The 14034-nt window shown below is 48.9% G+C and carries 13 protein-coding genes and 2 tRNA genes; 10 read left to right on the top strand and 5 right to left on the bottom strand.

All coding sequences use genetic code 11. The features are described from left to right. Positions 1 to 199: 199 nt before the first annotated feature. The 3 genes from metE to FFM79_RS10675 all read left to right on the top strand — a co-directional run bounded on the left by metE (position 200) and on the right by FFM79_RS10675 (position 4808). The gene (gene metE / locus FFM79_RS10685; RefSeq protein WP_137643468.1) at positions 200 to 2509 is read left to right on the top strand and encodes a 5-methyltetrahydropteroyltriglutamate--homocysteine S-methyltransferase; all 2310 of its coding nucleotides are present in this window, start codon (positions 200 to 202) and stop codon (positions 2507 to 2509) included. A gap of 14 nt (positions 2510 to 2523) precedes the next feature. Next, complete coding sequence (locus FFM79_RS10680; protein ID WP_137643467.1) at positions 2524 to 4380, top strand: bifunctional homocysteine S-methyltransferase/methylenetetrahydrofolate reductase; 1857 nt, start codon at positions 2524 to 2526, stop codon at positions 4378 to 4380. Between the two features lie 68 nt (positions 4381 to 4448). Further along, the gene (locus FFM79_RS10675) at positions 4449 to 4808 is read left to right on the top strand and encodes a DUF1516 family protein (protein WP_137643466.1); all 360 of its coding nucleotides are present in this window, start codon (positions 4449 to 4451) and stop codon (positions 4806 to 4808) included. A gap of 40 nt (positions 4809 to 4848) precedes the next feature. Here the strand turns inward: FFM79_RS10675 and FFM79_RS10670 are convergent, their stop codons facing one another. Further along, a complete protein-coding gene (locus FFM79_RS10670) occupies positions 4849 to 5316 on the bottom strand; it encodes a GtrA family protein (RefSeq protein ID WP_225424438.1) in 468 nt (155 codons plus the stop codon). A 166-nt stretch (positions 5317 to 5482) separates the two neighbouring features. Between FFM79_RS10670 and FFM79_RS10665 the strand changes: the two genes are divergently transcribed. The 3 genes from FFM79_RS10665 (at position 5483) to FFM79_RS10655 (ending at position 9186) form a co-directional block, all read left to right on the top strand. Continuing rightward, positions 5483 to 6496: a hypothetical protein gene (locus FFM79_RS10665; RefSeq protein WP_137643465.1), complete on the top strand. Its 1014-nt coding sequence runs from the start codon at positions 5483 to 5485 to the stop codon at positions 6494 to 6496. A gap of 146 nt (positions 6497 to 6642) precedes the next feature. Beyond that, positions 6643 to 7071, top strand: coding sequence for a hypothetical protein (locus tag FFM79_RS10660; protein WP_137643464.1), 429 nt, complete (start codon positions 6643 to 6645; stop codon positions 7069 to 7071). A gap of 390 nt (positions 7072 to 7461) precedes the next feature. Then, positions 7462 to 9186, top strand: a complete 1725-nt coding sequence (locus tag FFM79_RS10655; protein ID WP_137643463.1) for an aryl-sulfate sulfotransferase — start codon at positions 7462 to 7464, stop codon at positions 9184 to 9186. A gap of 265 nt (positions 9187 to 9451) precedes the next feature. Here the strand turns inward: FFM79_RS10655 and FFM79_RS10650 are convergent. Then, positions 9452 to 9524 (bottom strand) — tRNA-His (locus FFM79_RS10650). A gap of 156 nt (positions 9525 to 9680) precedes the next feature. Here FFM79_RS10650 and FFM79_RS10645 point away from each other — a divergent pair. Beyond that, positions 9681 to 9764 (top strand) — tRNA-Leu (locus FFM79_RS10645). Between the two features lie 211 nt (positions 9765 to 9975). Here FFM79_RS10645 and FFM79_RS10640 read toward each other — a convergent pair. Then, complete coding sequence (locus FFM79_RS10640; RefSeq protein WP_137643462.1) at positions 9976 to 10263, bottom strand: hypothetical protein; 288 nt, start codon at positions 10261 to 10263, stop codon at positions 9976 to 9978. Between the two features lie 116 nt (positions 10264 to 10379). On the opposite strand from FFM79_RS10640, the gene FFM79_RS10635 reads away from it, so the two are divergent. The 3 genes from FFM79_RS10635 to FFM79_RS10625 all read left to right on the top strand — a co-directional run bounded on the left by FFM79_RS10635 (position 10380) and on the right by FFM79_RS10625 (position 12417). Next, positions 10380 to 10880: a hypothetical protein gene (locus FFM79_RS10635; RefSeq protein WP_225424437.1), complete on the top strand. Its 501-nt coding sequence runs from the start codon at positions 10380 to 10382 to the stop codon at positions 10878 to 10880. Positions 10881 to 10995: 115 nt separating this feature from the next. Continuing rightward, on the top strand, positions 10996 to 11472 hold the full coding sequence (locus FFM79_RS10630; RefSeq protein ID WP_137643461.1) for a MarR family winged helix-turn-helix transcriptional regulator: 477 nt from the start codon (positions 10996 to 10998) through the stop codon (positions 11470 to 11472). Between the two features lie 357 nt (positions 11473 to 11829). Then, entirely contained in the window at positions 11830 to 12417 is a 588-nt protein-coding gene (locus FFM79_RS10625; protein WP_225424436.1) for a C39 family peptidase, read from the top strand. On the opposite strand, the gene FFM79_RS10620 is transcribed toward FFM79_RS10625, so the two are convergent. Together FFM79_RS10620 and FFM79_RS10615 are read right to left on the bottom strand one after the other, a co-directional pair. Continuing rightward, entirely contained in the window at positions 12414 to 13109 is a 696-nt protein-coding gene (locus FFM79_RS10620; protein ID WP_137643459.1) for a CPBP family intramembrane glutamic endopeptidase, read from the bottom strand. The genes FFM79_RS10625 and FFM79_RS10620 overlap by 4 nt on opposite strands. A 479-nt stretch (positions 13110 to 13588) precedes the next feature. Next, entirely contained in the window at positions 13589 to 13957 is a 369-nt protein-coding gene (locus FFM79_RS10615) for a hypothetical protein (protein WP_137643458.1), read from the bottom strand. Positions 13958 to 14034 lie beyond the last annotated feature (77 nt).

Below are 14034 nucleotides of genomic sequence, written 5' to 3'. Positions count from 1 at the left end.
TAGCCAGCAGGGGACCGCGACTACGGCTCAGTGATGAAATTATTCTTAGTTGGAAGTGGGCTGCTTCCAACTTAGAATAAGACTCGAATTTGAGCTCACTCGGTGCCCTTCCGAGTGAGCTCAAATGGATGTCCATCACGTTCCAGCCACCGGTCGCGGCCCCCTACTGGCGGCAGTCAAAATAAAAGGAGTGACCCACATGACAGTGATCAGTAGTAATTTAGGCTATCCCCGGTTAGGTGAACACCGGGAATGGAAGCACTTATTAGAACATTTTTGGCAAGGCAAGTTGGACGAACCCGAATTTCACGCAACGGCTAAACGCCTGCGGTTAACCAACTTAAAGAAGCAGCGCGACCTCGGCACCAACTTAATTCCAGTGGCGGATAATTCGGATTACGACCACGTGCTTGATACCCTGGTTGCGTTTGGCGCCATTCCCGCCCGCTTCGGGCGGTTTGACCACCGCTTAAGTTTGACGGATTACTACGCAATCGCACGCGGTACTAAGGACGCCGTGGCAGCCGAAATGACAAAATGGTTTAACATTAACTACCATTATATTGTGCCCGAATTTGACAACGTCCACTTCCAACTCCTCGATAACCGCTGGCTGCGCTACTACCAGGAAGCCAAAACGGAGCTGGGCATCGACGGTAAGCCCGTCATTTTGGGCCCGGTCTCCTTCTTAAAGCTCGGTAAACGCGCCGGTCAACCGCTAACGGCGGCTGAAATTGCGGCCTTATTACCGCGGCTACTCCCGCTGTACGTTCAAGTCTTACAAGAATTAGCGGCCGCCGGAGCCCACTGGATTCAGCTGGACGAACCAACGCTCGTTCAGATTACCCGTCCAGCCGAGCTAGAACCCTACACCGAGGCACTGACCGCGCTCCATACCGCGGTTCCCGCCATCAAAATTGAACTTCAGACTTACTTTGACAGCTTGGATCGCTACGAACAAATCGTCGACTTACCCGTTCAAGCCATCGGCCTCGACTTCGTCCACGACCACGGCGAAAACTTACAACACCTCCGTGATTACGGCTTCCCAGCTGATAAAATCTTAGCCGCTGGCATCATTGACGGCCACAACGTCTGGGCAAGCGACCTTCACGCGAAGTTCGCCCTCGTGCAGGAACTTCAAACGTTGACGGCTCCCGACCACCTCTGGTTACAGCCCGCTAACTCGCTACTACACGTCCCCATCACGACCCGCAACGAAACAAAAGTCGATCCGGTCCTACTGGGCGGCTTAGCGTTTGCCGACGAAAAGCTACGCGAGCTAAGCTGGCTAACGACCGCTGCTAACGACGGGGTGCAAGCGGTTCAGGCCGCTTTCGATGCTAATCAGACTAAACTCGCTGCGTTGAACCAGTCCGCACACCGCAACAATCCGGCCGTGCGGGCGGCGGAAGCCACTTTAAAAACACAGCGCTTTGAACGCCAAGCACCATTTGCCACCCGAATTCAAAGTCAGCACGCCCGCTTAAAACTACCATTATTACCGACCACGACGATCGGTAGTTTTCCTCAAAGTCCCACGGTTCGTGCTAAACGGGCGGCGTGGCGCAAAGGTAACCTTAGTGACCGCGCCTACCAGGACTTTTTACACACGGAAACGAAGCGCTGGATCAAACTCCAAGAACAACTCGGACTGGACGTCTTGGTCCACGGCGAATTCGAGCGGACCGACATGGTGGAATACTTCGGTCAAAAACTGACCGGCTTTTACGCCACTCAAAACGGCTGGGTCCAATCATACGGCTCGCGGGGCGTGCGTCCGCCGGTCATCTTCGGCGACGTTGCCTATACCGAACCAATCACCGTGGCCGCGTCGGTTTACGCCCAAAGTTTAACCAAGCACCCGGTAAAGGGAATGTTAACCGCCCCCCTTACGATTATCAATTGGAGCTTTGTGCGCGACGACGTTCCTAAGGCCCGCGTTCAAAACCAGATTGCCCTCGCCCTGCGTCAAGAAGTCTTAAACCTGGAAAAGGCCGGCATTCGCATCATCCAAGTGGACGAACCCGCCCTACGGGAAGGCCTACCGCTAAAGCGCCGGCACTGGCAAGCCTACCTTGACGAAGCGGTCTACTCATTTAAGATCACCACTAGTGGCGTCCGCAATGATACCCAGATTCACACCCACATGTGCTACTCCAACTTCGGTGATATCATTGCGACCATTAAGGCGCTCGACGCCGACGTGATCTCAATTGAGACCTCCCGGAGCCACGGTGAAATGATCAGTGCTTTTGAACAGACCGGCTACGACAAGGAAATTGGTTTGGGCGTCTACGACATTCACAGCCCGCGGGTGCCCAGCGTACCAGAAATTGAAGCTAATATTCAGCGGGCCCTCCGCGTCATTGACGCTCGCCAGTTTTGGATCAACCCGGACTGCGGCTTAAAGACCCGCCACGAGGCCGAAGCACTAGCAGCGCTTCAAAACATGGTCGCGGCGCGCGACGCCATCCGCGCCCAATTACCGACAGCGACCCACGCTTAAAGGGGGGCGGTTGAATGGATTTTCGCGAAGCGCTTCAAAACCAAGTCCTCGTCGCTGACGGGGCCATGGGAACCCTGCTCTATGGAAGCTACGGCATCAGCTCGGCGTTCGAACTCCTTAACTTGACCCATCCGGACACGGTCCTGCGGGTCCACCAGTCCTACGTCAATGCCGGCGCCGATATTATTCAAACCAACACCTACGCGGCCAACCGCTTGAAGCTCGCCCGCTACGACCTCCAAGACCAGGTCAGCGTCATTAATCAGGCCGCGGTTAAACTGGCGGACCAAGCCCGCCAAGCGGCCGACCACCCGGTATTCGTTCTCGGAACGATTGGCGGGATGGCCGGGGATACGGATCAAGACGTGCAACGTGCCACGCCCACCGCACTCGCGGCTAGCTTAACGGAACAGTTGACCGCCCTATTAACCGGTGGCCGCCTTGACGCCATCTTACTCGAAACCTTCTATGATCTACGGGAACTGCTGGCCGCCCTTAAGCTCGTCAAAGCCCACACGACCCTGCCGGTGATCACCAACGTGTCGATGCTCGCACCGGGCGTCCTCCGTGACGGGACCAGCTTTGCCAGTGCAATTGACCAGCTTAGCGCCGCGGGGGCGGACGTAGTCGGAGCGAACTGTCGGTTGGGCCCCTACTACTTAGCGCAGGCGTTTGCGGGCTTAACCAGTCGGCCGCCAGTGCCCCTGGCCGTCTATCCCAACTCGGGGCTACCCGGAACCGACCAGGACGGCGCGGTCGTTTACGACGGCGAGCCGAGCTACTTTCAAGACTACGCCGAACGTTTCCGACAGCTCGGGCTGACCATCATTGGTGGCTGTTGTGGTACGACGCCCCTCCATACCGCGGCAACCGTCCGCGGTCTCGCAAGTCGCAGTCGGGTCCAAGGCCCACGGGCAACGTCCGTGCCACAACAACCAACCCTAACTCCGACCACCAGTCAGCACCGGTTCTTGCAGCGGGTCACGACCGCTAAGACGGCGCTCGTCGAGTTAGACCCGCCACGCGACTTTGAAACGGCCAAGTTTTTCAAGGGCGCGCAGCGACTCAAGGCCGCCGGTGTTGACGGGATTACCTTATCGGATAATTCGTTAGCCACGGTGCGCATTGCCAACGCCATCGTTGCCGCCCAACTCAAATTACGGTACGATATCACGCCAATCGTGCACTTAACGACCCGCGACCATAACTTAATTGGCCTGCAATCCGAAATCATGGGCCTTCACAGTCTAGGAATTGAAGATATTTTAGCTGTAACCGGCGATCCCGCTAAGCTTGGGGATTTTCCGGGGGCCACCTCGGTGGGAGACGTTCGCTCGGTTGAACTGATGAAGTTGATCAAACAATTTAACAGCGGCATCGGCCCGACCGGGAAATCCTTACGCGAAACTTGCGACTTCCGGGTTGCCGGCGCCTTCAATCCCAACGCCTACCGCACGAGCTTGTCAACTAAATCAATCAGCCGCAAGCTGAGTTACGGCTGCGACTATTTGATCACTCAACCGGTGTTCGATCTCGCTAACGTGACCGCGTTGAAAGCCGCCCTCAGCGCCAACGATATTCACGTTCCGGTGTTTGTCGGCGTCTTGCCGTTAGTTTCGCGTCGAAACGCCGACTTCTTACACCATGAAGTCCACGGCATTCGTATTCCGCAAGCCATCCGCGACCGAATGGCGGCCGCGGAACAAGCGGGTAACGAACGCGCCGTCGGTATCCAGATTGCCAAGGAATTAATTGACGGCATCTGCGAAAACTTTAACGGCGTCCACATTGTGACCCCGTTTAATCGCTTTAAAACGGTGATTGAACTCGTCCACTACGTTCAACAAAAAAACTTAACCGCAATTCAATAAAAGAAACCGCCCCGAAACAAACTTTCATGCTAAAATTAGACATGAATCGGATTTTCGGAGGCGGTTTTATGTTTTTAATTCTGCACATTGGCGGCTGGCTCTGGCTCACCTTCATGGTTTTAATCGGCTTGACCCGGCAATCGGTCAAAGCGGCGAACCGCTACTTGATTCTGAGTCGGTTAGGCTACCTATTTTTAATCATCACCGGCGTCTACCTCGCCACCAAAACGTTTAGTGGTAACTGGTGGCTAACGACGCTAAAAGCGGGGGTCGGCATTGCCACGTTGGGCGCCATTGAGCTGGCGTTTGCCCGCCGCCAAGAAAGTCACCTGACGGGGCGCTTAATTGCGCTCCTGATTGGCGGTTTGATCTTAACCGTCGCTTGCGGTTGCTGGTTACATTTTTCCCTCACGGGGAATTTATGGTAATCAAAAAGGCCACGCCTTAAACGTAGCCCGAGTACGACCCCTAACTATCCCGGTTACTTAACCGTTTCATCAAGGTTTGTCGCAAACGCATCTTCTGATTATGTTCCATAAAAATCAGGTAGGACGTCCCGTAATTAAAAATACCGACCAACAACTGATCAATTACTTTGACCAGCATTGGCGCCCAACCTAGGAGCGTAATTCCGGCAAACATTACGAACGTATCGAAAAAATACGAAAGCCCGCGGGTCAGCATGAAACCAATAAATTCGCGGCACCAGTGCCAACCGCTCGTCGATTTTGAGCGGAAAACCACCGCCTTGTTCGCAAAAAAGCTGAACAGGGTCGCCACGATCCACGCAATCGTATTTGAAAATAAATAATGTTGGAACAAAACGGAATGTAAGATCCAAAAAGCCAGCACGTTTACAAGTGCGGCCATAAATCCAAAGAGCGCGTACTTCCAAAAATATTGGAACCGCTGGTAGACTTTTATTAACCACTGCACTGCCGTTCGCCGCCGTTTCTTAAATTAATGGCCATCAGGCACTTAACATTAGCAATATCATACCGCATTTACGGGCTAAATAACAAGTCCCGCCCGTCTAGCTAGCCCTGAGCGTGAAGAGCGCTTATACTAGACCTAATTGGCAATTTATTTTGGAGTGAATTCTATGACAACTACCCTTTTGATTGGGGGCCTCACGTTGGTCTCCCTACTACTATTGATAATTCTGGTTGCGAGTGCCGTCCACTTGCGCCACGTCAAGCAGGATGCGGCTAAGCAGGCCGCCTTACTGAAAAAGATCCGCACGAAGCTGGTCCATCAAAGTTTAGCCAACCAGGAGCAGGCCCGACAATTAACCAAACTCGAAACGCAAAATAATGGTTTTCGGGAGCGCCTCAAGCAGGCGGTCCCCCGGCCAATTGCGGTACCGCATACTCGGCGTATCAATTCGAATTCGCGGGCGATTTTTCGGTCGTACGTGATTGGCTTAGATTACTATCAAAAGGAATTTGAAGCGGCGCTCACAGACGCAAGCAAACGGGGTTACTTTAAACCCTATAACGACTATAATGATTCCGGTTTGAAGGCCGACTACCTGTACGCCAAGAAGTACCGGGTCGACGCCAACGCCAACATTGGTGAAATTCAGTTAGTCGAAGAAGTTGACGGTCCCAACCGCTCGGTCCGAGTCGAATTAAAGGTCGCCGACCACGGTTACACGATTGGCTACCTACCGAAAAAGCAGGTCAACGAAGCCTTTAACGTTATCGACATCTACGCTAATTCGGTGATGACGTTGTCTTCTAAGACCCAGTTAACCGGTGGTGAGTGGAAAATGGCAATCGACGCGGTCGATGAGCTACAATACTTAAACGATCCAAACGCCCAGCACCGCGCCTTACAAGATTACGGCGGCATCGATACGCCGTTGAAAATTAAAACGGGTAAGCAGTCCTACTTCTTGCAGTTCACCTTGTACGAAATGGAAATTAGTAACGATGAAATTCCGCTGTATAGTCTGGTCGACACGGTCGACGGTCAGCGGGGCTCAATTATCGAGGTCGATGCGGCCCCGACGACTTACATCGTGGACGTCGAAGCGGGCTCCAAACTGGGCACTAAAGTGGCGGTGATCCCCGAACAAATCGACCGGGTCATCTGGGTGCCTAACTGGAAATAGACGGGAGCGGTTAGATGAAGCATTTATTAATTGGCTTGATTCTCTGTATTTTAATCGGCTGGATGGGGTTTACGGATGCGCGGATTATCCACACGACCTCCTACCCCAGCCTGACGCAACAACAAAGTCAATGAGGGGGATTGTGCTTGAAGCACTTCGCATTAATTATCGCAGCTAGTGGGTTACTACTACTCACCGGTTGTCGTTCAACGGCCGCAAGCGGCCTATCAGCGCACCAACAAAACGCGGTTGCGGCTGCGAACCGGTCACAGGCCGCACAACGGCAGGATGCGCAAAGTGACGCGGCCGCGAGCCACCAAACTGGTCGGCAGTACCAGGCGACCGACGACCACATTACTAGTGCCACCAAGGCCGGTGCAGCGGTTAGTCAGGTCCTGAACCAACCGCAGGATCAGTTGATTATCCCGGTGCCGACTAGTAGTACGGATGGTCAGGGCCACCACTATTACCAGGTCAATAGTTTTCAAAGGCGGGCTGATGGAAAGCGCGGCGCACCGTTGAAAAGCTACTTTGTTTATCCAAACGGAAATATTACGACAAGGCAATTAGATTAGCGTGTGAGACCAGACGGGTTGGTATTGAGCACGTTTAGAGTGTTCGGGCCAGCGGGTTGATGCTGAGCACTGCCTAACACGTATGGCCTTCAATTGGCAATATCAAATCAATCTGATTTTAATTTATGGCACTAAAACGAGGCGTAACCTCGTTTTAGTGCCTTTTTTGGGTTTCAGTTACCATTCATCTTCCACTTTACCGAGAATTACAACTACCACCACTAAATATTAACGTTTTTTAAGTATCTTTACATTTTATTCACATTTTTATCGCAGGATAACAATATCCCTTCGCTACAATCACGGTAAAGGTTCGGTTAGCATCTCATTGACCCGACTAATCTTCACATTTTGTCCTAACAATCATACTTTATTAAGGAGCTGAAACCCGTGCAAACTAAGCAACATCGTTGGTGGCTCTGGACCGGAGCCCTACTGATCATCGTTGCCATCATCGGTGGTGGTTACTGGTACTATCACCAACAAACAGCAACCCAGCAGACGACCAGCAGTCAGCCAACAACTCTTTCCACCAACCAGATCAAGAAAAACTTGGACGTTCAATTACTAACGACCCGTGAAAAGAAACAAAAAACGCTAACGGCTACATACAAGGCAGCAGCGCAAAATAAGCAGTACACCTTCACCAATCCGTACGTCAAAGTGAACCCTTACAAGACCTCGCCACTATCGGCGCTGGCTATCTACACGACCAACCAGCCGGTTAAAGTCAGCTACACGGTCGCTGGCAAAACGGATAAGACGGACATTACGAATGCGGTTAAGGGCGGTTATACGAAGGTTCACCAGGTGCCCATCGTTGGCCTGTACGCCAATTACAACAATACCGTCAAAATCACACAGACTACTAAGGATGGCCGAACTAGTACCAAAACCATCACCATTAAGACGGGGGCGTTGCCCAAGTACGTTCAAAACGCAACCGTCAGTGTTAAGAATGTCAACAAATCTAAAATGAACCTCGGCGATAATGAGTTAACGGTCTTAAACCGCACGACCAAGCAACCGCTCGCTGTTGACGCGGATGGCGAGGTTCGTTGGTACAGCACCAACTACTCGCAGCACATGATCGAACAATGGTCAAACGGCCACATCATGATTTTATCTAAGCGCGACGTTAATTCAGACGTTTACAACGACTTACTGGAGACCGACTACCTCGGCCGCATTTACCGTGAATACGGTTTTTCCGCGGATACGAGTAGTTCCGACTCCAGCAGCGTCAGCAAGGCGGCGGCTAAGGCCAATCCCGAAACGACCGTTATTCACCACGACTTGATTGAATTGCCAAATCACAACTTGTTGGCGACGGTTTCCGACGGCTCCAAGTATAAGGAAGACACGATGATTGAAGTCAATTACCGGACGGGTAAAATCGTGAAGGTCATTGATATGAAGAAGATTTTACCAAAATCAATGTGGAAAACTTATAAAAAAGGCGCCGATGGTAAGCGTGATTGGCTCCACCAAAATGCCGTGGACTACGACAAAAATGATGGTAGTATCGTCATTTCTTCCCGTAATCAAGACATGATTATGAAACTGGATTACAAGACAAAGCAAATCAAATGGATTTATAGTGGTAAGAAGAAGTCCAGTTGGCCCAAAGCCTACCGTAAGTACCTCCTAACACCGGCTAAGGGCACCACCATTACTGGTGGTCAGCACGGCCTGTACCTTTTAAATAACGGCGGTAGCAACCAAGCATCCAGCGAAGACTTCCTACTTTACGATAACAACATTGCGGTCACCAACGGTAATCAAAAAACGTCTGGTAAGTATTCGCAGGCGGTTCAATACCACGTGGATAGCGATAAAATGACCATTAAGGAAACCTGGGCCTACGGTAAGTCGCTAGGCAAAGCGAACTTCACCCAGGTAATTGGCTATGCTGAAAAGCAAGCAAACGGTAACGTCTTGATTGACTTTGGTTATAAGAATAGCGGCCAGGAAAGTAACATTATTGAAGTGACCCCTAGTGGTGAACAAGTCTTCAACTTAACGATGAAAAACGCGAGCGCCAAGGCCTACGTTTATCGCGCTTACCGGGTACCGTTCTATAGTTCAGCTTACCGATTTGATGCAACCAAGTAAGTTTAAGGACAATATGGGGGATGAACCCTAACGTGAATTAGATAAATAGTAAGGGACTCGGCAAACGATTAGTTGCTGAGTCCCTTTTATTTCGGTTAATTTTTCGAACTGGGCGGAATTATTAACTTAAGTAATGCCGGTAATTCATTGTACCTCCCCAAAAATATGAACCATAATTGCTATGGCTATTTGGATTTCAAAAAAAGGTTCACACTGACATAAATACCGTACAATGTGAAACCTTTTTTAACTGATAAAATTAAAGGGCGGTAGGTGGGAATCGAACCCACGCGTGCCGGAGCCACAATCCGGTGCGTTAACCACTTCGCCACTACCGCCATCAACACTATGAATCAACATTGACTATTATACACTAAAACCACTATTTGCAAACCCGATTCGCGTTATTTGCAAAAAAAATTGCATAAATATAGAAAAAGGTTTCTTTTTGGGCTCGTTTTCGTTATAATTATAGCTGTTGTTAAAACTTAGTTGCCCCAGTGGCGGAACTGGCAGACGCGCAGCGTTCAGGTCGCTGTATTGGAAACAATGTACAGGTTCGAATCCTGCCTGGGGCATCATTTTAATACGTCTAACGGCGCCTAGTCGTTAAAAACTCCGATTCCTCGGAGTTTTTTATTTTCGCTAAAATCCTCTTAACCAGTATCTAAATACACTTAGGCACTAAAAAAGCACCGTCCACGCAAATGGATAGCACTCCCAATAGGTCAAGAACGGTAGGTACATACGCCCTACTTTTTTGAACAACTTTCATTTTCAATTTTAAGGCTAAACCGATTCATTCACTAATTTAACGACCGTTCCGTAACCAGTAACAACTAAAAAGCGGGGCGCGACACTCATTTGCGCAATTTCCGTGTTGAAATTCACGTAAATGAGTCCATCGCCGCCCTTTTCTTCCGCCTTAGCAATTAGTTCGGGCTTCACTTGCTCAATTAGATCATCAAACCGATCAAACTGGTCAATCTCATCGGATTCAAACATTAGGTGCTTCGTTACCGAGACAACGCCCTTGATCATGTGAGCGCGCTGTAAATCACCCGTCGTCATAAACATTTAATCAACCCCTTTACGCATCAATTTTACTTGATATTCGGATAGCTAGCAAACATTGGCAAAATAATTGACCACTTTCTTTAGAAGGACTAGATTAGGCTATGGGAGGAAGAATAATGATGAAAACAGTAACAGAACTTTTACAAACTTATACGTTTGAACCAGTGACTACTTCATTAAAATTCGACCAACGTCTTTTACGGGTCCACCATCAGGATCGCGCGATTCCGTTCGGCCACTTCCGGTTGCGCCTCAAGAATATCGACAACCAGGAAGCTTATGAACTCGAATTGAAGCAACAATTAGTAACGAATCCCGCCACCGGAGGCCGGTTACGCGCCCGTTTACAAGGGATTCGGCACCAAGCAACTGCGCAGCACGCGGTTGTAGCTAATTTAACCATTAGACGCGCCCCTAAAGCTGACGCTAACGTTAAGCACGACCGCGCCAAGGTTAGCTGTCTCATTCCAATTAAAAAGCGGGTCGCCATGACCTTGCCCGACCAGGTTCCCCTGTATGCGTTTACCGATAATCATCAACTCGCACTTAACCAGGCGGCAATGGCTAAATTATTCCTAGCCAGTGTTGCGGTCACCCGCCATCAAGAGGCGCGTTAATAACCGTAAATTTATAAGTATTTATTATAAAAGTTATTTATATCTGTAATAATAATTGCAATTGGCCAATTAATTGCGTACAATGTACTGGAAAGGTTCAAAGGAGGTCAGTTGAATGGCAACGCCAACCAAAAACATTTTATTAGACGAACAACTTTGTTTTGCACTCTACACCGCCAGCAAGCGGTTCAACCACTTTTACGCGGAGGCTTTAGCGCCATTTAAGCTTACCTATCCCCAATACATTACGCTATTGGCCTTATGGGAAAATAGTCCGATGACGGTTCGTGAACTTGGTTCCCACGTTAACTTGGATAGTGGGACGTTAACCCCACTGCTCAAGCGGATGCAGACTCAAGGATGGGTCGAACGCAAGCGCGATGAAAATGACGAGCGCCAAGTCAATATTTCATTGTCACAAAAAGCAATCGATGCCAAGCCCGAAATCTTCGCCCACGTCAATACGTGCATGGATTTATTAGGGATGGATCAAGCGACATATGAACGCACGCGCGATACGGTCAACTTTGCGGCTGAACGTATTAAGCAAGCCGATCCAAAAAAGATTAAATTTTCTGAAGACGACATTTAGTTAATAGTTTCTAACAACCAGACTAAAACGTAGGATCAATCGCCATTTACCGGTGCTTGATCCTACGTTTTGTTTAATCTTAAAAAGTAAAATTGAAAAAAAGTGTCCATTTTCATCCAGGCGTGTTAGCATAAGTAACCGATACCCAAAATTAAAAAAGAGGCCCTAATTATTGTCATGGCAAAACATTATCAGCGCTCGTTACGTGGCCGAGTTCGGCTTACAGTAGTTACCTTAATTACTACTTTACTTATACTAATGGGGCTTACCACTATTCAGAACCACCATTGGATTGACTCAACCCTGACATGGTTTCAACAAATCGGTAAAAAACCCCAAGTAAAAGTAAATCGTGTCATGCTAAACGTTCCCCTGATCAATCAAATGACCCCACCAACGCTCTATAACGGTTGTGAAATCACTTCACTGACCATGATTATGCATTACTACGGGATTAACGTTAGTAAGAACACCCTCGCTAACCGCTTAACGAGCGTCCCCCTAACCTACGACAATGGTCAGCACGGTAATCCTAACGTTGGTTTTGTGGGCGACGTCACTGGAGCTGATCCGGGCTTAGGCGTTTACCACGGGCCAATTAAGCGGGTGGCTAAAACTGAGACGAAGCACGTCAAAGATTTAACTGGGGCTAGCTTTAACCAGGTAATTAAGCAGTTGGAAGCCGGACGGCCAGTGTGGACCGTTACGACGACGAGCTTTGCCCCCGTCAATTCGATGGAAACTTGGGATACCCCCCAGGGAAAAGTCAAAATTACGTACGATGTGCATAGCGTGGTCATTGTCGGTTTTAATCGCCAACAGCAAAAAATCTATATTAATAACCCGTATGGCAAAAAACAACAGGCCGTTGATTGGCAAAACTTTGCTGCCGCTTACAAACAGCTGGGCCAGCAAGCCGTTGTCTTGACGTTAAAGCACCATTAAACAAAGATTTGACCAATTAGAATCCCCATTGCTAATGCGTTAATAATGAAATGGAGTGCAATCGCCGCCTTAATTTTACCAACTCGCAAATAAACGGTTGCTAAAATCAGCCCCATCGTGACGTAAATTAAAAAGCTGGGCCACGTCGAGCTACTATGCAAACTCCCAAAGAGTACGCCACTAACGGTTACTTTGAGCCACCCCTGATTAAAAAAGAGGTTCATTAAGACGCCCCGAAAAACTAATTCTTCCACGATGGGCGTTAACAAAACGGCGCTAAACGCCATCATCCAGAGCGCAAACGGGCTGCCCGTCATTAACTGTTTAATTGCCGCATTATTTTGCGTCTGCGTTTGACCGTACAAAAAGTGGTTGAGCGCTTGGAACCCACTTTCTAACCCCACGATCACGAGGTACCCGAGTAAAACCGCACCCCAATCACGTTTAGTTAGTGGTTCCGATTCATAAATACCAGTATAGTGGCGTTTAACGGCATCAGCGGCCAAAATCAGTAAAATGAAAACACCAAAATAAGCCACCATAATGGCAATCTGCCAGCCCAACGTCCCTGTGTGGGTTGCAAGTTGGTTAATTAATCTAAGTAACATTGGCGGCGCTAAAACGCCAATAATGAGTCCGACCATGATGGCGACTCGCCAAAGCCAACTCAATCCGCGGTCGATTAATTCCATGGATGCCTCACCCCTTTAGACTCCATTCTAGCGCACCGCTCCGCGCCTGACACGCGTTTGCAAGTCTGATTTATAGTTGCGTCCCGCATCGATTAGACCACTAGCGTTCTAATTTGTAGTTTAAATAAATATAGTTTATATCGAAACAACAATACCTTTACAAATAAAAGTTATATTTACGGACGTTTCGGCGTCAATCTTCACACTTTCTTCACAATTATGTAATAGTATATACTTGTACCTAATAGTTATACACTTGTTCATTTTACTCCCCCAAAGTGGATGGACAAGCAAGTACAATCCCCCATATTGTACTTAAACCTAACTCTTTGGCCCTACTGCTTCTTAGCGGTAGAGTCATTTTTTTATGCCGCCAAACGCCAATTATTCTTGATCTCTTATAATTAATCGGAATCATCGTAAATAAATAAATTTATCGTAAACAAAAAAAGTGATTCCCAGCCCCGCCGAAAATCACCCTACGCCCCGGATGCCCCCAACCAAACAATCAGCACATCAAAGCACAAAAATAAAACGTTAAATTGTAATAACCACCAGTTCATTAATCCGCGCTCACGAACCATGCCGTAAACCGCTAGCCCAATTCCAATCAGCGGAATCAGCCCACCCTGAAAAATCAAATAAAGCGGTAAATAAATTTTGGCAATGAACGTTGGCGCCGTTAATTGACCCAACAAGATAGATAACAGAAAAACGCCAATGTTCAGCAACGAACAAGCAAAGGCCGTTTCGGTTACCGACCCCATGGCTAAGCGAAAATGAAACCCGTAGCGCAAAATCAACGTTCCGATGATCCCTACTGCCAGGATCACGCTAATTATCAGCATGGTGCACGTCCCTTCTAACTCAGTTAGTTTCACAATACGCTTCCCGCGTAAGCCTAGCTAGCATCCGTTGATAAATT

This window comes from Lactiplantibacillus modestisalitolerans, from assembly GCF_005405425.1.
Taxonomy (GTDB): Bacteria; Bacillota; Bacilli; order Lactobacillales; family Lactobacillaceae; genus Lactiplantibacillus; species Lactiplantibacillus modestisalitolerans.
The sequence above is the reverse complement of the archived record's forward strand: the minus strand, read 5'-3'. Positions and strand labels throughout refer to the sequence as shown.

Bases quoted from the DNA above. Each gene is read 5' to 3' on its own strand.
- metE (WP_137643468.1), top strand. From the start codon at position 200: ATGACAGTGATCAGTAGTAATTTAGGCTATCCCCGGTTAGGTGAACAC.
- FFM79_RS10680 (WP_137643467.1), top strand. From the start codon at position 2,524: ATGGATTTTCGCGAAGCGCTTCAAAACCAAGTCCTCGTCGCTGACGGG.
- FFM79_RS10675 (WP_137643466.1), top strand. From the start codon at position 4,449: ATGTTTTTAATTCTGCACATTGGCGGCTGGCTCTGGCTCACCTTCATG.
- FFM79_RS10665 (WP_137643465.1), top strand. From the start codon at position 5,483: ATGACAACTACCCTTTTGATTGGGGGCCTCACGTTGGTCTCCCTACTA.
- FFM79_RS10640 (WP_137643462.1), bottom strand. From the start codon at position 10,263: ATGTTTATGACGACGGGTGATTTACAGCGCGCTCACATGATCAAGGGC.
- FFM79_RS10635 (WP_225424437.1), top strand. From the start codon at position 10,380: ATGATGAAAACAGTAACAGAACTTTTACAAACTTATACGTTTGAACCA.
- FFM79_RS10630 (WP_137643461.1), top strand. From the start codon at position 10,996: ATGGCAACGCCAACCAAAAACATTTTATTAGACGAACAACTTTGTTTT.
- FFM79_RS10625 (WP_225424436.1), top strand. From the start codon at position 11,830: ATGCTAAACGTTCCCCTGATCAATCAAATGACCCCACCAACGCTCTAT.
- FFM79_RS10620 (WP_137643459.1), bottom strand. From the start codon at position 13,109: ATGGAATTAATCGACCGCGGATTGAGTTGGCTTTGGCGAGTCGCCATC.
- FFM79_RS10615 (WP_137643458.1), bottom strand. From the start codon at position 13,957: ATGCTGATAATTAGCGTGATCCTGGCAGTAGGGATCATCGGAACGTTG.